Source organism: Paenarthrobacter aurescens (assembly GCF_041549525.1).
Classification (GTDB): Bacteria; Actinomycetota; Actinomycetes; order Actinomycetales; family Micrococcaceae; genus Arthrobacter; species Arthrobacter aurescens.
In genome coordinates this window covers 189119-215622 of sequence record NZ_CP157456.1, presented here as the reverse complement: position 1 = coordinate 215622, position 26504 = coordinate 189119, and the positions used below count along the sequence as shown (strand labels likewise).

Below are 26504 nucleotides of genomic sequence, written 5' to 3'. Positions count from 1 at the left end.
CGTGATCATCGCCTTCCTGGTCCTGGTAGTTGCTTTGGCCTCCGGGTTTGCGTTCCTCAACGGCTTCCGCGATGTCTCCAACGCCGTCGCGCTTTCCACGCGGACCCGCGCCCTGACACCGTCCATAGCTGTCCTGCTCGCCGCGATCTTCAACTTTGTGGGTGCCATGCTTAGCGGCACCTTCATCCTCGCCTTCACGCAGTCCTGGATTACTCTGCCCAGCGGAACCAGCGGGCTCACCATGCTCGCCTCAGCGCTGACCGCAGCCATCTTGTGGGGCGTGTATGCGTGGTGGCGCGGGATCCCGTTGTCCTCCACCAACTCACTGGTTGGCGGTCTGATTGGGGCCGGTGCCGCGAGCGTCCTTGTGGGCGGCAACGCGGTGGGCGGCATGGACAACGTCATGCTCACCCAAGTGGTGCTGCCGTTGGTGCTGTCCCCCGTGATCGCGTTCGTGGCTGCGTACCTGCTGGTGTGGCCTGTGACGTGGGCTGCCCGCTACACACAGCCCAACGTGGTGAACCGGCGTTTCCGCCGGGCGCAGGCCGTCGCAACCGCTGCGGTGGCTTTCGGCCACGGGCTGCAGGATGGTCAACGCACGGCTGCAGTGATGGTGTTGGCCATGGTTGCTGCCGGGTTGTCCGGCGGCAGCGACGTCCCGCTCTGGATCCTGCTTCTCACGGCCATCATGCTCACGGCAGGCACCATGTTTGGCGGCTGGCGGATTTCCCACACCCTGGGCCACAAACTCATTCGAGTGGATCCGCTGCGGGGTTTCGTGGCGCAGACTTTGACGTCCGTGATGCTGTTCATCGGCGCAATCGGGTTTCACTTGCCGCTTTCCACTACACACACGCTCACGGCCTCGGTGCTGGGTGCCGGTGTGAACCAGCGGTTTCACACCGTGAACAGGCGCCTGGTCCGGAGCATCCTGCTGTTCTGGGTGGCCACGCCGTTGATCACAGCCGCGGCGGCGTTCGTCCTGGAGCTGGCGTTCTCGCCCCTCGCGGACCTCTAATCCAAACCATCTGGTCAGTTGGGCAAGAAAAAACGACGGCGGCCGTACCCCCAAGGCGACGGCCACCGTCGTTCTGTGCCGACTCCCCCCATAGAAGCCGGAACCTGAAAAACCCTTATCCGAAGCGGCCGGAGACGTAGTCTTCCGTTGCCTTCTGGGCAGGGTTGTTGAAGATGCTGGTGGTATCCGCGAACTCGATCAGCTTGCCGGGCTTGCCGGTGCCTGCAATGTTGAAGAACGCGGTCTTGTCCGAAACACGCGCAGCCTGCTGCATGTTGTGGGTCACGATCACCACGGTGTACTGGTCCTTGAGCTCGTTGATGAGGTCCTCAACGGCAAGGGTGGAAATGGGGTCCAGGGCAGAGCAGGGCTCGTCCATGAGGATCACCTGGGGCTCAACGGCAATGGCGCGGGCGATGCAGAGGCGCTGCTGCTGACCACCGGAAAGGCCGGAGCCGGGCTTGTCCAGGCGGTCCTTGACCTCGTTCCACAGGTTGGCGCCCACCAGGGACTTCTCCACCAGGGCATCGGCAGCGCCCTTGGAGATCTTCTTGTTGTTCAGCTTCACGCCGGCCAGCACATTGTCGCGGATGGACATGGTGGGGAACGGGTTGGGGCGCTGGAAGACCATGCCCACCTGGGTGCGGACGGTCACCGGGTCCACGCCGGGGCCGTAAAGGTTGTCGCCGTCCAGGAGGACCTCGCCTTCGACGCGCGCGCCGGGAAGGACCTCGTGCATGCGGTTCAGCGTGCGCAGGAAGGTGGACTTGCCGCAGCCGGACGGGCCGATGAAGGCCGTGACGGACTTGGCCTGGATGTTGATGTTGACGTCCTCGACGGCCAGGAAGTTGCCGTAGTAGACATTCAGGTCTTTGACGTCGATGCGCTTGGACATGGTGTTCCTTTGTTCCTTGGGGGTGTGGAAGTTTGAAGGGGGCCGCTGCGGATAACCGGCGGCCGGCCCGGCTAGCGTCCCGTTTTGGGCGCGAACAGACGGGCTATGAGGCGGGCTCCGAGGTTCAGGAGCATCACCAGGATGATCAGCACCAGCGCCGCGCCCCAAGCACGCTGGTCCGACGGCTCAGGGTTGGACGGCGAGGTGGGGTTGAGGATCTGCGTGTAAATGAACGTGGGCAGCGAGGCCATCCAGCCGCCGAAGACGTTGTTGTTGATGGTGGTTGCGAAGCCGGCGGTCACCAGGATCGGCGCGGTTTCGCCGATAACGCGAGCGATCGCCAAGGTGACGCCGGACGCGATGCCGGAGATCGCCGTCGGAATAACCACTTTGGTGATGGTGCGCCACTTGCGCACGCCCAGCGCGTACGAGGCCTCGCGGAGCTCGTTGGGGACGATCTTGAGCATTTCCTCGCTGGAGCGGACCACAACAGGGATCATCAGGACTGAAAGCGCGACGGCGGCTACCGCACCGGTCTTGGTGCCGGGGCCCACGATGGCGAAGAAGAACGCTGCCGCGAAGAGGCCTGCCACGATCGAGGGGATGCCGGTCATGACATCCACGAAGAACGTGATGGCGCGGGCCAGCGGACGGTCGTTGCCGTATTCCACCAGGTAGATGGAGGTCAGGAGGCCCACAGGTACGGAGATGACCGTGGCAAGGAGCGTGATCTGGATGGTGCCCAGCAGTGCGTGGTAGATGCCGCCGAGTACCGGGGCGCCTTCCTCCACTGCCTTGTTGTCGTACGCGCCGGTGACACCGTTCATGGAGGTGCCCAGGAAGCCGGGGGTGATGAGGCCGGGGATGCCGTTGACCAACACGGTGAAGATCACCGAGATCAGGGGAAGGAGGGCAATCAGGAACGAGCCCACCACCAGGCACGTGGCGAGCTTGTCCTTGGCCTTCCGCGAACCTTCAACAACCCCGCTCCAGGACACCAGGCCCACGGCGAACAGGATGGCGGAGACGATGCCCCAGCCGAAGGCGTTGAAGCCGATGAGCGCCATGATGGCCGCACCCACAATGAGTGCAACTGCCAGGACAATGTAGGGCGCGAACTTGGGCAGCTGGCCCTTGGTGAGCGCTGAGCGCTTGCGGACTACTGTGGCGGACATTTAGTTGGCTCCCGAGAATTCTTTGTGCCGGGTGATGATCCAGCGGGCGATCATGTTCACGCCCAAGGTGATGATGAACAGCACCAGGCCGGCGGCGATCAACGTGTTGACCTTGATGCCGCTGGCTTCGGGGAAGTTCAAGGCAATTTCGGCTGCGATGGTCTGGTTGCCGGACTGGATGAGGCTGGCTGTGAGAACACCGGAGGAGAGCACCAGGGCAACAGCCATGGTCTCGCCAAGTGCACGGCCGAGGCCCAGCATGATGGCGCTGATGATGCCCGGACGGCCGAAGGGCAGCACTGCCATTTTGATCATTTCCCAGCGGGTGGCTCCCAGCGCCAGCGCGGCTTCCTCGTGCAGCTTGGGGGTCTGCAGGAAGATTTCGCGGGACAGGGAGGTGATGATGGGAAGGACCATGACGGACAGGACGATTCCAGCGGTCAGGATGGTCTTGCCGGTGGCGGAGGCCGGTCCTTCAAAGATGGGGATCCAGCCGAGGTAGGTGGCCAGCCAGTCGTAGGCCGGTGAGATTTCCTTGGCCAGGAAAGCAGCACCCCAGGCGCCGTAAACAACAGAGGGGATGGCTGCCAGCAGGTCCACTACGTAGCCGAGGCCGGCAGCGAGGCGGCGGGGAGCGTAGTGGGAGATGAACAGTGCCACGCCAATTGCCACGGGGGTGGCGATGACGAGGGCGATCACGGCGGCAATCAGGGTGCCCACCACGATCGGGGCGATGTAGGCGAAGAAGCCGTTACCGCCTTGGATATCCTCAGCCGGGGCGGTGAGGGCAGGGATGGCCTGCACCACAAGGAACAGCGCGACTCCGAAGAGGACCGCGAGAATCAGGCACCCTGCGGCCATGGCGGCCCCGGAGAAAACCTTGTCCCCGGCGCGTCCTGCGCCTTGGGAGGTTGTCAGGGAGTTGGTGGTCACTTCACGTTCCTTCATTCTGGAGTGAACTGGTCTTACATGGCTAAGTTCCCTGCCCCGCGCGAGTGGCTCTGCGGCCACTGGACCGAGGGGCAACTTCGCGCGGGACAGGGAACTTCAGTGTTCAGCCGGGTTCAGCAAACCCGCCGGGAAACCTTAGGCCTTGGCCTTGATGGTTTCGATGGCGGCCTTGGCCTTGTCCTGCAGCGTCTTGGACAGCGGCGCGGACTTTGCGGCGTCAGCTGCGGTCTTCTGTCCTTCGTCTGAAACAACGTAGGTTTCGAAGCCCTTGACCAGGTCAGCAACTTCCTTGGTCTCGTAGGTGGTGCACACAACGTGGTACGAGACCAGGACTACGGGGTAGGCGCCCGATGCGGTGGTCTTGCGGTCCAGCTTGATGGCGACGTCGTTGGCGGCGCGGCCGTCAACGGGCTTGCCGGCTTCGACGGCCTTGGCAGCGGCTTCGGCGGAGATCTTGACGAATTCGTCGCCAACCTTGATGGACGCGGTGCCCAGCTTGCCGGAAACAGCGGAGTCATCGGCGTAGGTCACGGCACCCGGGGTGTCGGTGACAACCTTGACGACACCGGAAGTGCCCTTGGCGTTTTCGCCCGGAAGTGTTGCAGGCCAGATGCCGGCGGCCTTGTCCGTCCAAACCTCGGGAGCAGCAGCTGCGAGGTAGTCGGTGAAGTTGGTGGTGGTGCCGGAGTCGTCAGAGCGGTTTACCGGGGTGACCTTGAGGTCCGGCAGGGTGACGCCTTCGTTGAGGGCGGCGATTGCGGGATCGTTCCAGTTGGCGATTTCGCCGCGGAAGATCTTGGCCACGGTGACGGCGTCGAGCTTCAGGTCCGTGACGCCGGGGACGTTGAAGGCAACAGCGATCGGGGAGATGTACACCGGGATGTTGATGGCGCCTTCGGGGCCGCACTTGGCCTTGGAGCTTTCGAGCTCCTCGTCCTTCAGGTAGGCGTCCGAGCCGGCGAACTGCGCCGAGCCATCGATGATGGCCTTGCGGCCTGCGCCGGAACCGTCCGGGGAGTACTGAACAGTTGCGCCGGAGTTGGCGGCGGAGAAGCCGGCCTTCCAGGCGTCCATGGCTGCTCCGGTGGAGGAGGCGCCGATTCCGGTCAGGGTGCCGGTGACCTTGGGGCCGGAGGCTGCAGACTGGGTGCCGCCAGTGGTGCCCGTTGCGTTATCTGAACCGCAAGCAGTGAGCGCGAGAGCGCCGGCTGCGATGACCGCGATTGCCGCGTTGCGGCCGAAGTGAGTTGCCTTCACTTGGATGTGCCCCTTCCAGGGATTCTTCGATGCGGGCCGAACGGAGATTTCGGCGTGCGCGAGCTGTGGACCAAATGTGTTCCTTTACTGAAGGTAAGGAGTGCAGGTAACGGGATCTGCGGTCCAAGGTGAACGGAAGGTGAACGACGGCGGACCATTGGGTTATGTGGCGCGTGCCACCTTGAGGGGCGGCTGGCTTGAGGTAGTTGGCAGGGGTTGGGCAAATAGACTGGGAGGCATGGCTGCCGCAAAGGGATTTTCTGCAAGCAAGAGGTTCCTGCGCGCCAGAGTCCGGACGGGCCTGGTCCGCAGCCGGAATTCGTTGACCCCTGCCCTCCAGATGACTGTCTGTGCCGTGGGTGCCTACGCTTTCGCTGAATACGTGCTGGGGCATCAGGGGCCATTGTTCGCGGCTACTTCTTCCTTGATTGCCCTGGGCTTTTCCCGCGATCCGCGCCTGCGCCGCGTGATTGAGGTGGGTCTTGGCTGCACGCTGGGCATCGTGGTGGGCGACCTCTTGCTTCATTGGTTGGGCGCGGGGATCTGGCAGGCCGCCATAGTCCTGCTTTTCTCCATCCTGCTGGCCAGGTTCTTGGACAGCGGCACAATCTTCACCACCCAATTGGGGTTGCAGTCCTTGCTGGTGGTACTTCTGCCTGCACCGGCCGGCGGGCCCTTTACGCGCAGCCTCGATGCCGTGATCGGTGGCGTCTTTGCGTTGCTGGTGACCATCCTGGTGCCGAAGGATCCGCGGCGTGAGCCCCGGAAAGACGTGCAGAAGATTCTCCATGAGCTCGCCGAAGTGCTGCGCGAATGCGCTAAAGCCATGATCGACAGTGACTCAACCACGGCTTGGCACGCCCTGATCCGGGGCCGCAATTGCCAGCCCCTGGTGGACCGGATGCGGCAGACTCTGCGTGCCTCCGGTGAGGTTGCCACTCTGGCACCGGCGCATCGCAGGCACCGTGACGAACTCGCCGGTTTGGAGCATTCGCTGGAATACATCGATCTTGCGCTCCGCAACAGCCGGGTGTTTGCACGGCGGCTCACCAGCGCCATCAACCATGCCGCGTTGTCCGATGAAGCGATCGAGAGTATCTCCGAGGTTCTCCAGGAAACGGCTGCGGCGATCGATGAGATGACCATTGGCTTGTCCGAGCAAAGCGAAGGTACGCGCCGGGTGCATCTGCGCCGTGCCAGGAATGAGCTCTCGGACATCGCTGCGCGGCTGCATCCCAAGATGCTGGACGTGCAGCGCCTTGAGGGCGAAACAGTGGTCATGCTGTTCCGCCCGCTCATGGTGGACCTGCTGGAGGCCAGCGGCATGGAGCCGGACGAGGCCCGCGCGGTGCTTCCGGCGCTGTAGCGTGCGGGTGGCTAATACTGTCAGTCCCCGCCACTAACCTTGAACGCATGGCTACAAAGACCTCCCGCGCATCCAAGACTCCCGCTTACAAGTGCGCCGAATGCGGCTGGACCGCCATTAAGTGGGTGGGACGGTGCGGTGAGTGCCAGGCCTGGGGAACCGTTGAAGAATACGGCGCCACTGTAGCGCGTACGACGGCGGCCGCCGTCGTTTTGGAGCCGGCCCGCCGGATCGCTGAGGTGGATGGGACCACTGCTGCCTTCCTGCCCACCGGCGTGGATGAGCTTGACCGCGTCCTCGGTGGAGGGCTTGTGCCCGGCGCCGTCATCCTGCTGGCGGGGGAACCCGGCGTCGGGAAGTCCACGCTCCTGCTGGACGTGGCCGCGAAGTTCGCCCGCACAGGCCAGGATGTCTTGTACATCACCGGAGAGGAATCTGCGGCGCAGGTAAAGCTGCGTGCGGAGCGGATCGACGCCGTCGCCCATACTCTTTATCTTTCCGCCGAAACAGACTTGGGTCAGGCACTGGGCCAGGTGGAGAAACTGGAGCCCAAGCTGCTGATTGTGGACTCCGTGCAGACGCTGAGCAGTGCCGATGTTGAGGGCAGCGCCGGGGGCGTCTCCCAGGTCCGCGAGGTGGCTGCTTCCATCATCGCCGCGGCCAAGCGACGCAACATGACCACACTGCTGGTGGGCCATGTGACCAAGGAAGGCACCATTGCAGGGCCTCGCCTGCTGGAACACCTGGTGGACGTTGTGTGCCAGTTCGAAGGCGAGCGTCACTCCCGTCTACGCCTGCTGAGGGCCGTCAAGAACCGCTACGGCGCCACGGATGACGTCGGATGCTTTGATCTTAATGAGACTGGTATTGAGGGCCTTGCGGATCCCAGTGGGTTGTTTGTTTCACGGACACGTGAGCCCGTTTCGGGCACCTGCATCACGGTGACCATGGAGGGACGCAGGCCCCTGCTGGCCGAGGTTCAGTCCCTTCTGGCCGAAAGCGCCAATTCGCAGCCGCGCCGAGCTACCAGTGGTCTGGAGAGTTCCCGGGTTGCCATGCTGCTGGCTGTTCTTCAGCAGCGTGCGGGCTGCATGCTGCATAAGGACGACTCCTATGTGGCCACGGTGGGTGGCGTGAAGCTGACGGAGCCGGCCACGGACCTGGCAGTTGCCTTGGCTGTGGCATCGGCCAAGTCACGGAAGGCCCTCCCCCAACGGCTCATAGCGTTCGGCGAGGTGGGGCTTGCCGGCGAAGTGCGCCCCGTGCCCGGAATCAACCAGCGCATCCAGGAAGCTCACCGGCTCGGCTTCACCCACGCCATTGTTCCGGCGAGCCCGGCGGGCGCGGGTGTCATTCCGGATGGCTTCTCGGTGAAGGAAGTAGGCCATCTGGCTGAGGCGCTGGAACTGCTGATCACTTAACCCTTACGGGGTGTCGGGAGCCTGCTTAATGGGAATTCGGTAAGGATTGGATCATGACCAAACGGAATGTGCTTATTGGGGGACGCTTCTTCTTTGGCCTCCTGACCCTGGTGGCGGTGGGCACCCAGTTGGCTGTCCACATCAGCCTGGGGTTCGATGTCTGGAACTTCTTCAGCTACTTCACCAACCTTTCGAATCTGTTCGCCGCCGCTGTGCTCCTCATCAGCGGCTACCGGGTTCTTATCCGCAAACGGCCCACCGAAGCCGATGACGTCACCCGTGGCACTGCCACCATTGCCATGGCCATTGTGGGCATTGTGTTCGGTGCACTCCTGACGGGGCAGGACCTGGGATCCATGGTTCCGTGGGTCAACTTCGTGGTCCACTACCTGATCCCGGTGGTGATGGTGGCTGATTGGCTGTTTCAACCTCCGCGGGCCCGCCTTGAAGCCCGGCACATTTGGTACTGGCTCATCTACCCCGTGTTTTACCTGAGCTACAGCCTGATCCGTGGCGCGTTCGTGAACTGGTACCCGTACTGGTTCATTGATCCTTCCCGTGCCGGCGGCTGGGGCGGGGTGGTGGTGTTTGCGTTGGCCATCACTGTGGGTTTCGTCGTGGTGAGCTTTGCGATGCTCTGGCTCGGAAACAAGCTCAAGCGGCAGGTGGATTACTAGAACACCCAGGAAGTTTGGCTCCCTACTTATCGCAGAGTGACGTAGCTCGTGTTGACAGTGCGCGGCCGTGGGACAAGACTGAGGTACAGCTATACATTTGGTATAGCCTTCGGCGGAAGGAGAAACTCAATCATGCCGACGACCCTAAGGCCTCTTCAGATCGCATACGCGCAAAAGGAATTGGCGCGCTTGGACCACATACGCGAGGTGTTGGCAGCACACAAGAACGGCGCCTCACAGACGGCAATAGCCAATGATGCAGGGATCTCGCAGGCTGAAGTTTCCAGAATCCTGCGGCGTGTTGAAGCAGTTCCCGGCGCGGTCGCGAGGTCGCCGCGTGAGGTAATCCTACGGCACGCTGCCGGTCAGCTGGATCACACGTCGATGCTTACCGAGCTTGTAAGCTGGAACTACAGTTTCGCGCAGGATGCAGAGCCGGAAAATCCGCTCAGCGTTCGAACCTCAGGCTCTTGGGAGCAAGTCACAGATGCGCTTCACAGGGGCTTGCTGAGTGATGACGACTTCGACTACCTCTTGGAGCATGTTCGCAAGTCCTTCGCGGGCACCACCAAGGGGGACCTGGATGACGGCAATGGACGCGCGGTTGCGCACCGAGCGCGAGTTGATTCGTCTGACACAGCCTGGGTCCTTACTTAATAGGGACTCCCACCGATCAACAGCGGTTTTTTACGACGCGCGGGATAAGCAGCGCCGCAAGTTCCATACAGAACTGATCGAAAGCTACACAGCTGACGCCGCAGACCTTGGAAAAGACGGGTCTGCGGCGATCATAACTGCTGGGCCACCCGGCGCCGGGAAGTCGACCGAGGTCGAGAAACTAGGGCTCACCGGTTATCGAGTTATCGACCCGGATGTCATCAAGGAGCACCTCCTTGAAAAGGCCCGCAGAGACGGCATTTTTGATGATCTTCTTCGTCTGCAGTTAGAGGACGGGCGGACGCTCTTACCCAATGAGCTTGCTTCGCTTGTCCATAATGAATCTGCCGATCTGGCGAATGCGATTCTGAGGAGATCGATTGAAGACGGCGTGAACGTTGCCATTGAGGGAACATTCTCATGGCCAATCCTCAAAGACCGTTATCTTGAATGGCTGCTGACCGGCGAGTACAGCTACCTCACCGTAGTTAACGTAGAGGTGAACCGTGATACCGCTATAAGCCAAGCCAGCGAACGTTGGTGGGGTGGTCGCGAAAAGGCCTTCGCCGGCACTGGATCACTCCTGGGCGGAAGATTCACGCCTCCCGAGGCGATCGACGCTCTCTATACCACCGGCGCGCCAAGAGCCAGCACGTGCAATGCCAACGCCGTGGCTTTCTTTAACGATCCTCGGGCAGATCTCTTTGATGAAGTGACGCTGTACGTCTATGACAGGACAGGCAGCAGTGATGAACAAAGCATCTACGTCGCACGAAATGGCGTCCGAGAGGGGGACTCTCCCGCACCTTTGGGCGTCGCTTATCGAGGGCTTAGCCAGCCATAAGTTCTGGCAAGCCTCCGAACCGCCGGATGAGCTCCGCGCCGGCAGCCCTCACTCCCGGAAGTTCCTCCCTGAGCCCGGCAAGGATCAAGACCGTATCCGCCGTGGTAGACGCGGAGTCTGCAGCGATCAGTCCGTCCGCGCGGAGATTGATCAAGGACTCCACCAAACGGAAAGCGGTATCGCCCAGGCTTGCGTCTGACCGGGCGACTGCCGCGAGTTCGCGCCCCAACTCTCCGTAAATGGTCCTGAGTTCGTTTCGGGCTGCCATGAAGGGCTGGAAGATCCGGGCCCTGGCCTCCGGCAGGTGGTAAAGCACGCCGAGGTTCCATCGGGAATTGCAGAGCTGCGAGCCGTCGAACAGCACCACCGCGTGTAACCGCGCAGCTGCGGCCAGTACATCCCTGTCGTCGCCCTTGTGGTCGTTTACTGTCCGGGCAAAGGCGAGGCTTGTGGACACCGTCCCGCCGAGCAACTCACCCAGAAGCTCATCCTTGGTGGAGAAGTGGTGATAGAGCGATGACTGCCGGATCCCTACGGCGTCGGCGATGGCCCGGGTGGAGGTGTTGGCGAACCCTTGGCTGGTGAAGAGCTCTGCAGCCGCGTCCAATATCTCGTCACGGGCGGTGGCTCCCGGGCGCACTGCCTGCTGTTTTCGTGGGCGTCCCGGTCCGGCTGTAGTCACCCTTCATTCTTGCATCGCAGCACCCTCAAACAGGCCGTTCACGGCGCGCTCCCCGAGAGGTGAGTTTTCATTTACATCCTGGAAATCCGCGGTAACCAAGGCTTTACATGGGCGAAACGCAGCGGGGACACCGCGCTGAAAAACTATCACTTGACCGATATTCCGGACGGGTGATCAGAAACCGCTCCGGGCTGGTTCCACATCCCGTTCCAGACACGGAGAAACTGATGACTTCCACCCTTTCGACGGCGACCGCCCGCACCGACGATGCAGACCTGACAGCGCTCGGCTACCAGCCCACGCTGCACCGCAAGCTTGGCCGCTACGCTTCGTTCGCCGCAGGTTTTTCATTCGTCTCCATCCTCACCACCATCTTCCAGCTCTTCGCCTTCGGCTACTCCTTCGCCGGTCCTGCTTTCTTCTGGACGTGGCCGGTGGTGCTGGTGGGCCAGCTCCTTGTGGCCTTGAACTTCGCTGAACTCGCCGCCCGTTACCCGTTGTCCGGGGCTGTCTACCAATGGTCGCGCCGCGTGGGTGGTGAAGTGGTGGGCTGGTTCGCGGGCTGGTTCATGTCCATCGCCCAGGTCATCACGGCTGCCGCAGCAGCCATCGCCCTCCAGGTGGTCCTCCCCCAATTGTGGGATGGCTTCCAGCTGGTTGGCGGTGACCCCACCCTGACGTCCCCCACCGGAGCGGCGAACGCTGTCATCCTCGGCGCCGCACTCTTGGTGTTGACCACCCTCATCAACTGCCTGGGCGTGAAGCTCATGTCACACGTCAACTCCATTGGCGTGACCTGCGAAATCGTGGGCGTCGCCGCGGTGATCCTGGCACTGTTCGCAGCCGCGCAGCGCGGCCCGGAGGTAGTAGCGGACGTCAGTGTTGTCACAACCTCGGATCTTGGCGCAGTGGGTGCCTTCCTGGTGTCCGGTTTGATGGCCACCTATGTCATGGTGGGCTTCAACTCCGCCGGTGAACTCTCGGAGGAAACCAAGAACCCCCGCAAGACCGCCCCGCGAACCATTCTTTCGGCGCTGATCATCTCCGGTATAGGCGGCGGGCTCATGATCATTGCCGCGCTGATGGCAGCACCAAGCCTGGACGACGGCAGGCTAGCCACCGAGGGGCTACCCTACGTGCTCACTGCTGTGCTGGGCACGTTCTGGGGCAAAGTACTGCTGGTTGACGTGGCAATCGCCATCTTCGTCTGCACTTTGGCCATCCAAACCGCAGGTTCACGGCTTGTGTTCTCCATGGCCCGCGACGGCAAGCTTCCAGCCTCCGCTCTACTCTCCAAGGTCCACGCGCAGCGGGGAACCCCTATGTGGCCATCCATCGCTATCGGTGCCCTGGCCGTGGGAATCCTCGCCATCAACATCGGCAACTCCGCACTGTTCACCACCCTCTGCAGTGTGTGCATCGTGATGGTGTACCTGGCATACCTGATGGTCACGGTACCGCAGCTGCTCAGCCGTTTCCGCGGCGATTGGGACAGGGTAGGGCAAACCATGCCAGCTGGGCTCTTTTCGCTGGGCCGCTGGGGCTTGCCGGTCAACATTCTGGCCGTGCTGTACGGCGCCCTGATGGTCATCAACCTTTCCTGGCCGCGCCCCGAAGTGTACGACCCCTCCGGTGAACATGGGGTCCTGCTCTTCTCCGCCCCCATCATGGTGGGCGCCGTCCTGCTCCTGGGCCTCTGGGTCCGGCGGAACATCCGGGCTCGGGAGATCAAGGCTGCGGAAGCCGTCAACGCCGGCTGACCCGCCCACAGGTTAGACCAGTTCACGTTCAAACACGGACAAAGTTCAAGCACAGAAATGATTGCCATGACACAGACTCTTGAAACACAGGCCCCGGAAAACGGGACCGCCACGACGGCCGGCGCCAAACTGCACGCACGGGCCCAGCACGGGCGTACAGCCGAGACCATGATCCACGTCCCCCCTGCTACGGCGCCGGCACGGTTGACCCGGAACCTCCCAGCAGAAGCACAGGATTCCCTCATCTGGGCCGAGACACTGGCCTTCGGCCGCTACACCCATCTGGAGCTGGCCCGCGGGACGCGCCTGAGGATCACCGACTTCGACGGCGATGCTTGCGTTCACGCTGTCATCATCCGAAGTGGAGCCCAGCATGAGCGGCTCAACGTCGCGGACACTGTCAAAGTCCCCTGGCAGGCCTACATGACCACAGGCCACCCCCTTCTTTCCGACGCCGGACGCCTCATGGCAACCGTGGTGGCCGACTCTTCCGGTAAGCACGATGCCCTCACCGGCACCACCAACCTGGCCGGTAACACTGCCAAGTACGGTTCCGGATCAGCCCATAGCCCGTCACCGGCAGGCCGCGAACTTCTCACCCTCGGCGGCATGAAGCACGGGGTCAGCCAAAGGCAACTACCGCCGTCGGTGTCCTTCTTCAAAGGCGTCACCGTGGAACGGGACGGCAGCATCCAATTCGCCGGCAGCGCCGGCGCCGGGGCCGCCGTCGAACTTCTCCTCCACATGGACGCGGTGCTTTTACTGGCCAATACAGCCCACCCGCTGGACCCGCGTCCGGAGTTCACCGGCAGCGCCGTGGACATCGTCGCGTGGCGGGCTCCGCAGGACCTCGCAGCCCTGGTGGACGGAACCTCCACTGTTGATCTGGGCCCGGAAGGGCGACTGGCCCTCAACAACACAGAACTCGACTACAACGCAAGGACTTCCGCATGAACACCATCGCAGATATCGGCCCCGCGCTGGTCGCCGGGAAAGTGGTCCTGGACGAACTGGTGGAAGCCCGCGGCCCGTGGTCCGCCGTGGTTGAGGCCGGAGACGTACTCACCATTGTGGACCTGAACGGTAACCAGGCCGTGGACTGCATTCTCTACGCGGCCCAAGACACCAGCACCCGCTACTCGGCCGCCGTGACTATCGCGACCCAAGGCAACATCTTCCTCACCACCGGCTCAGTCCTGCGCGCAGACAGCGGCCAGGCACTCATGACCGTGGTGGCGGACGAGGTTGGCGTCCACGACACCATCGGAGGCGCCTGCTCACAGGAATCCAACACCCTCCGCTACGGCCAGCACACCCATGAACAGCACGCCTGCGTGGAGAACTTCCTCATTGAAGGCGCCAAGTGGGACCTGGGCAAGAAAGACCTGGTGTCCAACATCAACTGGTTCATGAACGTGCCGGTGGACCCGGATGGCGCCTTGGGCATCGTGGACGGGCTGTCCGCCCCCGGCAAACGGGTGGCCCTCCGCGCCGAGATGGACACCCTGGTGCTGGTCTCCAATTGCCCTCAAATCAACAACCCTTGCAACGGCTTCAACCCCACGCCGGTGCGCATGATCGTCACACGTCCGGAGGCCCGCGCATGAACCGTTTCCACACCCTTCTCATCGCCAACCGCGGCGAGATCGCCTGCCGGATCATCGAATCCGCCCGGAAAGCCGGGCTGCGCACCGTCGCCGTTTTCTCCGAAGCAGACCGCGGCGCCAAGCACGTGAAGCTCGCAGACGAGGCCGTCCTGTTGGGACCCGCACCCGCCAAGGAGTCCTATCTCAAAGTTGAGGCCATCCTTAGCGCGGCGGCGGCCACCGGGGCCGGCGCCATTCACCCCGGCTACGGGTTCCTGTCCGAGGACGCTGCGTTCGCGGAAGCAGTGGAGGCGGCAGGGCTCGTCTTTGTTGGGCCTACCCCTGAACAGCTCCGGATCTTCGGGACCAAACACACGGCAAGGGATGCCGCTCAACGCGCCGGAGTTCCCATGATCGCGGGTTCCGGCCTGCTTGACGACGCGGACCAGGCCGTGGCAGCAGCGGCCACCATCGGCTACCCGCTCATGCTCAAGGCAACCGGCGGGGGCGGCGGCATCGGCATGGCAGTTTGCCGGGAAGAAGCCGAACTCCGCGACAACTACTCCCGGGTGGCCCGTTTAGCCAGCTCCAGCTTCGGAACCGCCGGAGTCTTCGCTGAACGCTACATCGAACATGCCCGCCACGTGGAAGTCCAGGTGTTCGGCGACGGTGAGGGCCGCGTAGTGAGTCTCGGTGATCGCGACTGCTCACTGCAGCGCCGCCACCAGAAAGTACTCGAAGAGGCGCCCGCGCCGGATCTGCCGGAGGCTTTGCGGGAGGAACTGCACCGAAGCTCCCGTGCGCTCTGCGCCTCCGTGGGCTACCGCTCTGCGGGCACAGTGGAGTTCGTCTACGATCCCGTCCGCCAAGAGGCATCCTTCCTGGAAGTCAACGCCCGGCTGCAGGTTGAGCACCCCGTCACCGAAGCCATCACCGGAGTGGACTTGGTGGAGTGGATGCTGAATCTGGCCCAGCAGGAGCCCGTGCTTCAGGGCGTGCCGGACAGCGTGCCCGTCTCAGGACATGCCGTGGAAGCCCGCATCTACGCAGAAGACCCCGCCCGGAATTTCCAACCCAGCGCCGGAACCGTCACCAACGCGCAGTACCCGGCCTCCGACGTCGTACGCATTGACGCCTGGGTGGAGACCGGCAGCGAAGTCTCCACCAGCTACGATCCCCTGCTGGGCAAGGTCATCACGTCCGGTACCAACCGCGACGCTGCCTTCGACGCCCTGGCCGCTGCGCTGGCAGAGACCCGGATCGACGGTATCGAAACGAATTTGGGCATGCTGCGTACCGTGGCGGGGATGGAAGTAGTCCGCGCAGCAGAACATTCCACTGGAACCCTGAACACCGTGGGCGATCCTGAGCCCCGGATCACCGTTGAACGGCCCGGCCTCCAAACCAGCGTGCAGGACTGGCCGGGCAGGACCGGGCTGTGGCAGATCGGCGTTCCGCCCAGTGGTCCCATGGATGATTTGTCGTTCCGGCTGGGCAACGTCGCACTGGGTAACCCGGAGGGCGCACCCGGGCTGGAATTCACCATGGCCGGGCCGGCGCTCCGCTTCACTCACGCCACCACGGTGTGCGTCACCGGCGCCGACGTTACCGTGACGGTCAATGGCAACGCGGCCGCCACTTGGGAGCCCATCACCGTCCCTGAAGGCGGCCTTCTGGATGTGGGCTCCGCGGACGGATCCGGGCTGAGGGGCTACGTCCTCTTTGAAGGCGGGCTGGACGTTCCCCAATACCTCGGGAGTGCTTCCACGTTCACGTTGGGCCAGTTCGGCGGCCACGGCGGCCGTGTGCTGCGCGCCAGCGATGTGCTCCGCACGGTCACCGGGCACCTGCCTGAAACAGTCCCCGGCCCGGTTCCCGCGGAGAGCCGCCCGGCGCTTACGTCGCAATGGGAGCTGAAAGTGGTGGAAGGACCGCATGGCGCCCCGGAATTCTTCCAGCGCGAAGACATTGAGGAACTCTATGCCGCCGAGTACGAGGTCCACTTCAACTCCGCCCGCACGGGCGTCCGCCTGATCGGGCCCAAGCCGCGGTGGGCCCGCACTGATGGCGGCGAGGCCGGACTACACCCTTCCAACATTCACGACACCGCCTACTCGGTGGGCGCCTTGGACTTCACCGGCGATACCCCCATTCTGCTGGGCCCGGATGGTCCCAGCCTGGGTGGCTTCGTCTGCCCCGTTACCGTTGTGACCGGCGAGCGCTGGAAGCTGGGGCAACTCCGTCCTGGGGACAAGGTCCGCTTCGTGCCGATCCGCTCGGTTGAGGCACCTTCCTTAAAGGAACTCGGCGCCGCGAGGCAGCTGATACTGCCGGGCGATGCGGGCTTCAGCGCCGGCACGGTGTCTGGCACAGCTTCCGGCACCACCGGGCTGCTGCGCGGGGACGGCGACGACGGCGTGCTGGGCCGGGTGCCGGAAGGCGACGGACGGCCTGCAGTCACCTTCCGTCGTTCCGGTGATGACAACCTTCTGGTGGAGTACGGGGACATGGTGCTCGACCTCGGCCTGCGGGCACGCGTCCATGCCCTGCACCAGGAACTCGAACGTCTTAGGGTCCGGGGAATCGTGGATCTGACCCCGGGCATCCGTTCCTTGCAGATTAAGGCTGATCCGTCGGTCCTACCCACTTCCACGCTGTTGGGCCTGGTGCGGGAGGTGGACGCTTCGCTTCCTGCAAGCTCGGAGCTGGTGGTGCCCAGCCGCAATGTCCGCCTCCCCTTGTCCTGGGACGACCCCGCTACCCGCGAAGCAATCGAGCGCTACATGGCCGGTGTCCGTGACGACGCACCGTGGTGCCCGTGGAACATCGAGTTCATCCGCCGCATCAACGGCTTGGACTCCGTCAACGACGTCTTCGATACCGTCTTCAACGCCGAGTACCTGGTGCTGGGGCTGGGCGATGTGTACCTCGGAGCGCCGGTGGCCACGCCCTTGGATCCCCGGCACCGGCTGGTCACCACCAAGTACAACCCCGCCCGCACGTGGACCCCGGAGAACGCCGTAGGCATCGGCGGTGCCTACATGTGCATTTACGGCATGGAAGGTCCCGGCGGTTACCAGTTTGTTGGGCGGACCACGCAAGTATGGTCGCGCTACGCGGATGCCGCACCCTTTGAGCCGGGTTCCCCGTGGCTGCTCCGGTTCTTCGACCGTATTTCCTGGTACCCCGTCAGCCCTGAGGAACTGTTGGATCTCCGGGCGGACATGGCTGCCGGCAGGGGCCGGGGTGTGGAGATCACGGAAGGGACTTTCTCGCTGGCCGAGCATGAAGACTTCCTGGAACGCAACAGCGTCTCCATTGCGGAGTTCCGTGAAACCCAGTCAGCCGCCTTCGCCGTTGAACGTCAGGCGTGGGAGGAAGCCGGCGAGTTCGATCGCGCAGAGCAGGCTGTTTCCTTGGCCCCGCCGGTGGACGACGTGGTGATTCCCGACGGCGGCACCTTGGTCACGTCCCCGTTCGCCGCAAGTGTGTGGAAAGTGGACGTGGAACCTGGCGACGTGGTGACGGCCGGCCAGTCGTTGGTTTCCCTGGAGGCCATGAAGATGGAGACGGTCATCCAAGCTCCGGTGGATGGTGTGGTCCAACAAGTCCTGCCCACGGCCGGCGCGCAGGTGGTAGCAGGCGAGGCTCTGGTGGTGCTTGAGCCTGTGGACATTCGGGAACGCGCACTCGTGCTGGAAGGAAGCGCATCATGACCACCTCCCGGGGAACCACAGCGGAACGCGTCCTTGCGGCACTTGAGGCGATTGACGCCGTCGACCGTCCTGAAATCTGGATCCACCTGCGGGGGCGGGATGAACTGCTGGCAGAGGCGGCGCGGATCGACGCCGCTGCGGCCGCCGGGGAGGACCTGCCGCTTGCCGGGCTCCTGCTCGCCGTGAAGAACAACGTGCATGTTGCCGGTTTGATCACGACGGCGGCGTGCCCCGGATTTGGTGAAGCGCCCGCCGGGGATGCGGTGCCGGTCGCGCGGCTTCGCGCCGCGGGCGCCTTAGTGTTGGGGGCCACCAACCTGGACCAGTTCGCCACGGGACTGGTGGGTACCCGCAGCCCCTATGGGGCTGTGCGCGATTCACGGCGACCTGACCGGATTTCCGGCGGCTCAAGTTCAGGTTCTGCAGTAGCAGTGGCACTTGGCCTCGTGGACATTGCCATCGGGACGGACACGGCGGGTTCGGGACGGATTCCCGCCGCTCTGCAAGGGATTGTGGGGATCAAACCGACCCTCGGCGTGGTGTCCACCGAAGGCGTGGTTCCTGCGTGCCGTTCCTGGGATACCGCCACGATCTTCGCCCGCCACCTCGCCACTGCCGAGCTCGCCATGGGCATCATGGCCGGGAAGGGCCTCGCCTGGCCCGCGGACGTCAAGCTTGCTGCGCCGCCCTCGCCGCGAGTGGCCTATCCCGCTGCCCTGCCTGCGCTTCCGGAGGCGTGGGTGCTCGAGTTCGAGGCACAAATAGAGCGTCTGCGCTCCACCGGGGTGGTGGCCGAACCCATCGAACTGGACGTTTTCCTCGAGGCAGCAAGGCTGCTGTACGACGGCGGATTGGTGGCCGAACGCTATGCCGCCGTCGGCAGCTTCATTGACTCGGTGGCGTCGGAGGGGGTTGCCGCCACGCTCGACCCCACAGTGGCGGGGATCATCAGCGCTGCGGGTAAGGTTCCCGCGCACCGGTACGTGACGGACACCGCTACCTTGGAACAGCTCAGAACTGAAGCGATGCAACGATTGGAGGGCTTCGATGCCCTGGTTGTGCCAACAGCTCCTTTTCATCCGACGCTGGCCGAGGTTGCGGCCGATCCCGTGGGAGTCAATTCCCGGATGGGTACGTACACCAATTTCTGCAACCTGTTTGATCTCAGTGCCGTTGCGGTGCCGGCAGGTACGGTCACGGACGAGGGCGGCGTCTCGCAGTTCGGCCTGACGGTCATCGCCGGAGCGTTCGAGGACGGCGTGGCCGCGGACATTGCCGGGCGAATCGAACTCACCCCTGAGAAGCCGGGACTGTTCGCTGCCGGCGCTGCCGCCCCCCGGTCTGCCGCGCCAGTGGTTCCCTGGCCGGTTGCCGCGGGCGCCGCCGTCGTTCCCTTGGTTGTGGTGGGTGCCCACCGGAAGGGCCAGCCCTTGGCTGCGGAACTCGAGCGGCGTGGAGCGTTCTGGGACGGCCGGGTGGTTACTGCGGCCCGGTACCGAATGGTGGCCCTGGAAACCACACCGCCCAAGCCCGGCGTGGTTCGCTCTGACCAGGGAACCGCCTTGGTGGCCGAGCGGTGGTTGCTTTCCGAGGCCGGTCTGGGATCGTTCCTGGCCGGGTTGCCCGAACCAATGTTGCTGGGGTCCATCACATTGGATGATGGGAGCACGGCAGTGGGATTCGCTTGCGATTCCGTGGCGGCCGAAGGCGCGCGGGACATTAGCGAGTACGGCGATTGGATTAAATATCTGGAAGAAAACGCGGCTGCACCAGGCATCCAAGGGCTGTGGCAGGAAACCCGCAACGCCTTGCTGACAGGTCTTAGCCGCGGCCAGCGCTAGCGGCATGGCGGCCGGTTGATGGAAATAGGGTTTCCAACAAACGGCCGCCAAAGCACTTTCAAGGCATCGCTGAACATCACGAAATGACCCACTTTGGGGCTTGCTGGTGCGGTTAACGGCGCCTGGAAGCCCTATCATTGAGCTTGTCGTCATGTGGGCATTTTTGTTAAGCGCACTGACGCCGGATTCAGCTTGTCTGTGAGCCATGGCTTGCACCTTCGAAGGGAAACCCTATGGCCCGGAGCCCGGAAGAGTCGCTCAAGGCGACCCTTGCCAGAGTCGCACCCGGAACTCCTTTGCGTGACGGCCTGGAACGCATTCTCCGGGGACGCACCGGCGCGCTGATCGTGCTGGGCTACGACCGCACCATCGACTCCATCTGTTCGGGCGGGTTCGACATCGGCATCGATTTCTCGCCAACGCGTCTCCGCGAATTGGCCAAGATGGACGGCGCCATCATCTGCGACAAGGATGCCAGCAACATTGTCCGGGCCGCAGTCCAGTTGGTGCCCGATTCGAGCATCGAAACCCAGGAGTCAGGCACCAGGCACCGCACGGCAGAGCGCGTGGCCATCCAGACCGGTGTTCCCGTTATTTCCGTCAGCCAATCGATGCAAATCATCGCCCTCTACGTAAACGGTTTGCGCCACGTCCTGGAAGGCTCCGAAAAGGTCCTTGCCCGCGCCAACCAGGCCTTGGCAACCTTGGAGCGGTACAGCGCCCGCCTGGACCAGGTCACCAGCTCTCTTTCGGCCCTGGAGATCGAGGCGCTGGTCACGGTCAGGGACGTTGCCGTCACGCTGCAGCGCCAGGAAATGGTTCGCCGCATCTCCGAGGAAATCGCCCAGTACGTGCTGGAACTCGGTGAAGACGGCCGGCTGCTGTCCCTGCAGGTAGAGGAACTCACCATGGGCCGCGGACCGGGCAGCGACGTGATCATCCGCGACTACTCCGATCCGGACGCTACGCCCGAGGAAATCGAGGAAGCCGTCCAAGCACTCCTCAATCTGGGTCCCACGGAACTGATCGACCTCAGCCGCATTGCCCACATCATTGGCTTCGCCGGTGGGGTTGAGCAGCTAGACGCAGTGGTTCAGCCGCGTGGTTACCGTCTACTGTCCGGCCTGAAGTCGGTGCCGAAGGCTGTGGCGGACCGTTTGGTGGACTACTTCGGCGGGCTCCAGAACCTCATGGCGGCCACCATTGATGACCTCATGACCGTGGACGGAATCGGCGATCAGCGGGCCCGCACAGTCCGCGAGGGCTTGAGCCGCATGGCTGAGGCGAGCCTGCTGGACCGTTTCCTCTAAAGGCGAGCGCCGCCGTCGGGCCTCAACTCAACGGAAACGCTAGTTCAGCTGGAAGGCGACCTTGGGGCTTGCCTTGTTTCCCAGGCGTGCCTCGAACGTGTAGTAAGCGCCACCGGCGCCCGGCGTGGCGGCAATGCTGGCGCAGCCTTCCAACGTCCGGTTGCGCTGCCACGGAAAGTTTGCGGTTTCGCTCTTGCCCGGCTGGATGGTCTTGATGAGGTCCTCGCCGCCTGCCTGGCAGTCCTTTGAGGAAAAGATCCGGTCCGAGCCGCTCATCAGCAGGTATTCCATCTGGGAGGTGCCCACGTTGACTTCACACGGGGCTGTGCCGCCGTTGGTGATGGTCATGGTCAGCAGCGGCTTTTCCTCGGGGCCGTAGGCCGGTTTGTCGGTTTTGGCGGCCACGGTCATCAGGTTGAGGTCGCACACGGGCGAGGCCGACGGCGACGGTGCCGCTGATCCTGTGGGGGTAGTCCCGGGTGTGGGCGCCGTTGAGGCATCGGCCGTGCTGACGGCCTGTGGTTCGGGGTTCCCGCCCAGCGCGCCGCTGAGCCCCACCACGCCTGCCACGATCAGGGCGATCACCAGCAGCAGAGCGCCGAAGACAACTTGCCGACGACGGCGGTACACGGCCGGGCTCGGCCGTCGCCTTTTGACGGGGGCAGCACCCTTCGCCGGCGCTGATGGGCGCCCGCTGGACTGTTGCTTACCCTTGTTGGCCATGGTTCTAGGCTAGGCTCGCGGCTGCATGGGTACCTAACCTCCACGCCGCAAGTGCCACATCCCGGCCTGTGTGACGTCGGACATGCGCGCGGGATGTGCGGACCGGGGGTCCTGTAAGTGGCGCCAAACCCCGCCGCAGCAGGGTCTGGTGAGTATGCTGTGGCTAATGGCATCAAGCCTGTCATTTGGCGGCTTCCGGGGAGAGGGCTGGCGATCATGCAGGACACATCCGTTTTCATGCCATTGGATGATTTCTTCGGCAACATCGGCAGACGCAAAGCCATTGTTGTGTGCCAGCTGCCCCTGACGTTGGCCATGGGTTTGATCATCCTTTTTGTTGTCCTCTTCAGCCCCGAAACGATGGCCGACACAGCCTTCCAGCTGATGCTGGTGGTTCACGTGCTGATGTTTGCAGCCTGCGCCGCTTTGCCGTGGAACAGGCTTCCTCCCTGGAGCTTTGTGCTCATTCCCATGACGGACTTCTTTGTCCTTGGACTTACCCGGGAACTCGGCGGTCCCGTCCTGAGCGTTGTCACGCTTCTGATGGTTTTCCCGGTGATCTGGCTCGCCGTAAGCGCTAGTGCCACACGCTTGGTTTTGGCTATCCTGGGCCCTCTCGGCGGGATCATCGCATCCCCCTACCTCTTGGGGCACGAGGTGGCGCAAGCTGAGCTCATTCGGATGATTGTTGTTCCTGTCATCCTGGCCGGTTTTGCCCTGACCGCCCATCTGGTGGCAGGTGTGGTGGTCAGGCACAGAGACGTTCAAAGAGAGAAAGACAGGGAGCTCGTACGCCTGCACAAGGCCACCCAGGACCATCAACAGCTTTTGGACGCCGTGCTGGAAACGGTGAACGTGGGCGTGTGGGCAATGGACGCCGCCGGTGATGACATTTTGACCAACCACCGTTTCCGAACGGACAGGAAAGCCGCCCAACAGCTGCCCGGCAACAATCCGTTCTTCGCAGCCGAAGCCCACGACGTAACCGAGCTTGCCGAGAGCCCGGCAGTACTTGCCATGTCCGGGCGCAGCTTTACCAACAAACTGATACGCGTGGGCAGTGAGGAACGGCCGATGATTTTCTCGGTCGCTGCCAGGCAATTTCACGACGACGCCGGCCGGGCAAAAGGGTCAGTGCTGGCCTTCACGGACGTCACTGCGTTGGTTACCGCGCTCGAAGCGAAGGACAAGTTCGTGGCCACCGTCTCGCACGAGCTTCGAACCCCGTTAACCTCCATGCTCGGCTACCTGCAGCTCATGGGCGACGAACCGAATCCGGCGTTCTTGAAGGTGATAGAGCGTAACGCGCACCGGTTGCTGACCCTGATCAACGATCTTTTGCTGGTGGCCTCCGAGGACCTTGAGATAAGGCGGAAACCGGCCAACCTCTCCCATCTGCTGGATAAAGCCACCCGAATTGCCGAGCAGGAGGCGGTTGCCAAAGGGATCGTCATCAATGACCGGATCGAAGCCGGGATTGAGGCAGAGGTGGATGCGGGCCAGTTCACCCGGGCCGTTGATCAGCTGCTCTCCAACGCCATCAAGTTCTCGCCCCGGGGCAGTGAAGTCACCGTTGCACTGAGAAAACAGGAGGGCGGATTCATCTGTTCCATCAGCGATCAGGGCATTGGCATGACTACGGAAGAACAGGAGCAGGCGTTTACGAAGTTCTTCCGATCCGACCACGCCATGAAGACCGCCATCCCGGGTGCCGGCTTGGGGCTGTCCATCAGCAAAGCGATCGTTGAGGCGCATGGCGGACAGATAGACCTTGTGAGCAGCCCGGGGAAGGGCACCACGGTTACCGTGAACGTTTCCCGTTAGCTGGCCGGGACCACATCCGGTGGTCCTGCTGGGCGATTCCTCCCGGGCTGGAATCCACTACAGTGGATTCCAGCATGACACTCCCCGATTCAGGCCAGCTGGCAGGCCTCCATGAAGCCCTTGACCAGTGGTTCGCCGAGACTGCACGCGACCTTCCGTGGCGCGAGCCCGATTGCAGCCCGTGGGGCATCCTGGTCAGCGAAGTAATGCTTCAGCAAACACCCGTTGTTCGAGTCCTGCCGGTGTGGCTCGACTGGATGGAACGCTGGCCCACGCCCTCCCACCTTGCCGATGAACCATCGGGCGCAGCCGTCCGCCATTGGGGCCGACTCGGCTATCCACGCCGGGCACTGCGGCTCCACGCGGCCGCCGTCGCCATCCGTGAGCAGCACGGCGGCAACGTCCCGGACACCTACGGCGAACTCCTCGGTTTGCCGGGCGTCGGCAGCTACACAGCCGCCGCCGTCGCAGCTTTTGCTTTTGGCCGCCGCGAAACCGTGGTGGACACCAACATCCGGCGCGTCCACGCGCGGCTCATCTCCGGCAGCGCGCTCCCTGCTCCTGCGTTGACCGCCGCGGAGATGCGCTTGGCCGAGGCGCTTCTGCCTCCCGAGCAGGACCTCTCAGTCCGCTGGAACGCGTCCGTCATGGAACTTGGCGCCATGGTGTGCACGGCCCGCCGCCCCAAGTGCGCTGACTGCCCCGTCCGCTCAAGCTGCGCCTGGCTCGCGGCTGGTGAGCCGCCGCCGTCGTACACCCCTAAGGGCCAGTCATGGCACGGCACCGACCGCCAGGTTCGCGGCGCAGTGATGGCAGTCCTCCGCGAAGCTGCCACCCCTGTCCCCCGCGAGATGTTCGAGCAAGCGCCGGCGGACCTCGGGTTCGCACCGTCCGGCGTCGGAATTCCCCTCGCCGCACTGCACCGGCTTAACTCGGCGCCCGAACAACTCGAGCGGGCCCTCGAAGGCCTGCTGACGGACGGTTTAGCGGAAATGCACGACGGCGGGCTGCGGCTTCCGGCGTAGCTTCTGCCGGGTACGAACCTGCCAAGGCCACAGTTGATCATTTGCGGTGCTCTCCTGGGTGGGATGGTCGGCCGCGGCTGGCGCCATTATTCGTGTCATGACATCCGTTATGCGAAGGTCGCGCTGCCGACGGGAGCGAGGCCCAAGGTTCTTTAGGAGGACTGCTCACGTGAGTGAGCGTCCGTCTGTCCGCGGGACTTCGCTAGCCGCTCCCGTGTGGCGAATCGACGCAAGATCAGCGTGGCACCAGATGCCGGGAAATCTTGGCGGCAGAATCCTGCAGTTCGATGGTGCCGGCGGCGACACCAACGACGAGCTCGAAGCCCTCGTCTGTGGCGAAGTCGTGCCTGTAGCCGTTGACCCAAAGCAGCAGCACCATGAGCGTCCACGCAGTCCGTTTGTTTCCCTCGATAAGAGAATGGAACCGGGCGACGGATTCAAGCAGCGCGGCTGCCTTCAAAGCAAGATCTGAATAAGCTTCTGCGCCCATGACCGTTGTGCCCGGCCTGGCCAGCGCCGAGGCCAGCAGGCCGACATCGCGGATGTGGAAGCCGTACCGGTCAACGACTTGAAGGGCGTCTTCAACGTCCAGGAATGCTGTCACGCATCCTCAAGCCGGGGTCCTCCGAAGGCCCGGTATCGCGGAAGCAACAGGTATCCGCATCCATAACAATGCAGGCGTCGTTTGCGTTGTCGGAGCGGCATTTTGGTGACGCCTACGGCCCAAAGTCCTACCCTGAAGCATGGGCAGGATCGGATTGGCTTTGACCCTTGCCGGGACCGCAGCGTTGCTTCCCGGGTGCTTCCCGGAGCCTGTGGCTTGCCCGGCGATTGGACATGTGGCCGGCGTTTCCCTGACGGTGGCGGCCGATTATGCCCCGGAGGTTGCTTCGCTTCGGTTGAAGGCCTGCCAGGACGGGATCTGCACCGAAAAAGACCTCATGCTGAACCCCGGGGCTACGTCTGTAGATGAAGGCTGCACGCCGGATGGCGTGTGCTCCGCGACGTCGTCTCCGGACGGGACTCTCCAAGGTTTCTTGGAGCTTCCGGCCCTCAGCGAAAATTCCCTTGAGGCATCCGTGACCGGAATTTCCCCCGCTGGCCTCGCGATTCCTGGGCGAACCGTGATGTTCAAACCCAAGGGCGAATTTCCCTACGGCGAACAATGCGGGCGGGTCATCTCGGCCAGCCTGGTATTGGATGCGGCAGGATTGCGGCAGCGGTAGCCTTGCGGAAATTTCGGGGCGAGGCCGCGACGTAGGATGAGGGCGTGCCTGCCCCTGAGATCCATCCCGACGTAGCCGAGGCATTTCAGGCCTTGGTCCCGCCCTCCGGACGCCGTTCAAAGCCGGTACCCGAGGCCGAAAATCATGATTACGGGGCAGCCGTCGCCAGAAACGGGCAGCAGCTGCTCCGGTTCCGGGTGGCTAAGGTGACCCCCACCAAGGTGGGCCTGTTCGTAGCCGTCTGGCGACGCGCTGAGGATGGGACTACCGAGCCGTTTCCTGCAGGAGATGACGCAGATCTGCTGGTGATCGCTGTCCGGGAAGGAACCCGGACGGGCCACTTTGCCTTCCCAACCACTGCACTGGTCAAGCACGGGATAGTGTCCGTGGACGGTACCGGCGGAAAGCGCGGCTTCCGGGTGTATCCGCCCTGGGCCGAGGTCAGTAGCCGGCAGGCCGCCCGGACCCGGCAATGGCAAGGTGCTTACTTCACTGAAGGTGGCACAAGACCGGATAATGCTAAGTAACCTGCCCGTTACTGCATTCCGAA

The 26504-nt window shown here is 63.4% G+C and carries 22 protein-coding genes; 15 read left to right on the top strand and 7 right to left on the bottom strand.

From position 1 onward, the window contains the following. The first annotated feature begins 1 nt into the window (after position 1). Complete coding sequence (locus tag ABI796_RS01045; protein WP_141283362.1) at positions 2–1018, top strand: inorganic phosphate transporter; 1017 nt, start codon at positions 2–4, stop codon at positions 1016–1018. A 115-nt stretch (positions 1019–1133) separates the two neighbouring features. On the opposite strand, the gene pstB is transcribed toward ABI796_RS01045, so the two are convergent. The 4 genes from pstB to pstS all read right to left on the bottom strand — a co-directional run bounded on the left by pstB (position 1134) and on the right by pstS (position 5296). Further along, on the bottom strand, positions 1134–1913 hold the full coding sequence (gene pstB, locus ABI796_RS01040; protein WP_017197024.1) for a phosphate ABC transporter ATP-binding protein PstB: 780 nt from the start codon (positions 1911–1913) through the stop codon (positions 1134–1136). A gap of 71 nt (positions 1914–1984) precedes the next feature. After that, on the bottom strand, positions 1985–3088 hold the full coding sequence (pstA, locus tag ABI796_RS01035; RefSeq protein WP_141283361.1) for a phosphate ABC transporter permease PstA: 1104 nt from the start codon (positions 3086–3088) through the stop codon (positions 1985–1987). Continuing rightward, on the bottom strand, positions 3089–4021 hold the full coding sequence (gene pstC / locus ABI796_RS01030) for a phosphate ABC transporter permease subunit PstC (RefSeq protein ID WP_141283360.1): 933 nt from the start codon (positions 4019–4021) through the stop codon (positions 3089–3091). A 153-nt stretch (positions 4022–4174) separates the two neighbouring features. After that, on the bottom strand, positions 4175–5296 hold the full coding sequence (gene pstS, locus ABI796_RS01025; RefSeq protein ID WP_011772965.1) for a phosphate ABC transporter substrate-binding protein PstS: 1122 nt from the start codon (positions 5294–5296) through the stop codon (positions 4175–4177). A gap of 238 nt (positions 5297–5534) precedes the next feature. Here pstS and ABI796_RS01020 point away from each other — a divergent pair, with 238 nt between their 5' ends. The 4 genes from ABI796_RS01020 to ABI796_RS01005 all read left to right on the top strand — a co-directional run bounded on the left by ABI796_RS01020 (position 5535) and on the right by ABI796_RS01005 (position 10261). Then, the gene (locus ABI796_RS01020; protein ID WP_141283359.1) at positions 5535–6662 is read left to right on the top strand and encodes an aromatic acid exporter family protein; all 1128 of its coding nucleotides are present in this window, start codon (positions 5535–5537) and stop codon (positions 6660–6662) included. 47 nt (positions 6663–6709) lie between these two features. After that, entirely contained in the window at positions 6710–8083 is a 1374-nt protein-coding gene (radA, locus tag ABI796_RS01015; RefSeq protein WP_141283358.1) for a DNA repair protein RadA, read from the top strand. A gap of 53 nt (positions 8084–8136) precedes the next feature. Then, a complete protein-coding gene (locus ABI796_RS01010) occupies positions 8137–8760 on the top strand; it encodes a Pr6Pr family membrane protein (protein WP_141283357.1) in 624 nt (207 codons plus the stop codon). A 583-nt stretch (positions 8761–9343) separates the two neighbouring features. Then, positions 9344–10261 (top strand): zeta toxin family protein, encoded by a 918-nt coding sequence (locus tag ABI796_RS01005; RefSeq protein WP_170224907.1) that lies wholly within the window; start codon positions 9344–9346, stop codon positions 10259–10261. Here the strand turns inward: ABI796_RS01005 and ABI796_RS01000 are convergent. Continuing rightward, a complete protein-coding gene (locus ABI796_RS01000) occupies positions 10248–10943 on the bottom strand; it encodes a TetR/AcrR family transcriptional regulator (protein ID WP_141283355.1) in 696 nt (231 codons plus the stop codon). The two genes, ABI796_RS01005 and ABI796_RS01000, sit on opposite strands and share 14 nt — an antisense overlap. Positions 10944–11170: 227 nt before the next feature. On the opposite strand from ABI796_RS01000, the gene ABI796_RS00995 reads away from it, so the two are divergent. The 6 genes from ABI796_RS00995 (at position 11171) to disA (ending at position 21156) form a co-directional block, all read left to right on the top strand. Then, the gene (locus ABI796_RS00995) at positions 11171–12703 is read left to right on the top strand and encodes an amino acid permease (RefSeq protein WP_141283354.1); all 1533 of its coding nucleotides are present in this window, start codon (positions 11171–11173) and stop codon (positions 12701–12703) included. A 57-nt stretch (positions 12704–12760) separates the two neighbouring features. After that, positions 12761–13657, top strand: a complete 897-nt coding sequence (locus tag ABI796_RS00990; RefSeq protein WP_141283353.1) for an urea amidolyase associated protein UAAP1 — start codon at positions 12761–12763, stop codon at positions 13655–13657. Then, on the top strand, positions 13654–14310 hold the full coding sequence (locus ABI796_RS00985; RefSeq protein ID WP_141283352.1) for an urea amidolyase associated protein UAAP2: 657 nt from the start codon (positions 13654–13656) through the stop codon (positions 14308–14310). Before ABI796_RS00990 ends, ABI796_RS00985 begins: the two co-directional genes overlap by 4 nt. Next, positions 14307–18005, top strand: coding sequence for an urea carboxylase (gene uca, locus ABI796_RS00980; RefSeq protein WP_141283351.1), 3699 nt, complete (start codon positions 14307–14309; stop codon positions 18003–18005). The genes ABI796_RS00985 and uca overlap by 4 nt, the downstream gene beginning before the upstream one ends. Next, positions 18002–19846, top strand: coding sequence for an allophanate hydrolase (atzF, locus tag ABI796_RS00975; RefSeq protein ID WP_141283350.1), 1845 nt, complete (start codon positions 18002–18004; stop codon positions 19844–19846). The genes uca and atzF overlap by 4 nt, the downstream gene beginning before the upstream one ends. A 233-nt stretch (positions 19847–20079) precedes the next feature. After that, positions 20080–21156, top strand: a complete 1077-nt coding sequence (gene disA / locus ABI796_RS00970; RefSeq protein ID WP_024819020.1) for a DNA integrity scanning diadenylate cyclase DisA — start codon at positions 20080–20082, stop codon at positions 21154–21156. Positions 21157–21195: 39 nt separating this feature from the next. On the opposite strand, the gene ABI796_RS00965 is transcribed toward disA, so the two are convergent. Next, positions 21196–21879 carry a hypothetical protein gene (locus ABI796_RS00965; protein WP_141283349.1) on the bottom strand — a complete coding sequence of 228 codons (684 nt, stop codon included), beginning with the start codon at positions 21877–21879 and terminating at the stop codon, positions 21196–21198. Positions 21880–22095: 216 nt separating this feature from the next. Here ABI796_RS00965 and ABI796_RS00960 point away from each other — a divergent pair, with 216 nt between their 5' ends. Continuing rightward, on the top strand, positions 22096–23703 hold the full coding sequence (locus ABI796_RS00960) for a cell wall metabolism sensor histidine kinase WalK (protein ID WP_141283348.1): 1608 nt from the start codon (positions 22096–22098) through the stop codon (positions 23701–23703). A gap of 74 nt (positions 23704–23777) precedes the next feature. Then, positions 23778–24728, top strand: coding sequence for an A/G-specific adenine glycosylase (locus ABI796_RS00955; RefSeq protein WP_141283347.1), 951 nt, complete (start codon positions 23778–23780; stop codon positions 24726–24728). 235 nt (positions 24729–24963) lie between these two features. Here the strand turns inward: ABI796_RS00955 and ABI796_RS00950 are convergent, their stop codons facing one another. Continuing rightward, positions 24964–25332 carry a type II toxin-antitoxin system death-on-curing family toxin gene (locus ABI796_RS00950; RefSeq protein WP_141283346.1) on the bottom strand — a complete coding sequence of 123 codons (369 nt, stop codon included), beginning with the start codon at positions 25330–25332 and terminating at the stop codon, positions 24964–24966. A 139-nt stretch (positions 25333–25471) separates the two neighbouring features. On the opposite strand from ABI796_RS00950, the gene ABI796_RS00945 reads away from it, so the two are divergent. Together ABI796_RS00945 and ABI796_RS00940 are read left to right on the top strand one after the other, a co-directional pair. After that, entirely contained in the window at positions 25472–25954 is a 483-nt protein-coding gene (locus ABI796_RS00945; protein WP_141283345.1) for a hypothetical protein, read from the top strand. Positions 25955–25998: 44 nt separating this feature from the next. Next, the gene (locus ABI796_RS00940; RefSeq protein ID WP_141283344.1) at positions 25999–26481 is read left to right on the top strand and encodes a MepB family protein; all 483 of its coding nucleotides are present in this window, start codon (positions 25999–26001) and stop codon (positions 26479–26481) included. Positions 26482–26504 lie beyond the last annotated feature (23 nt).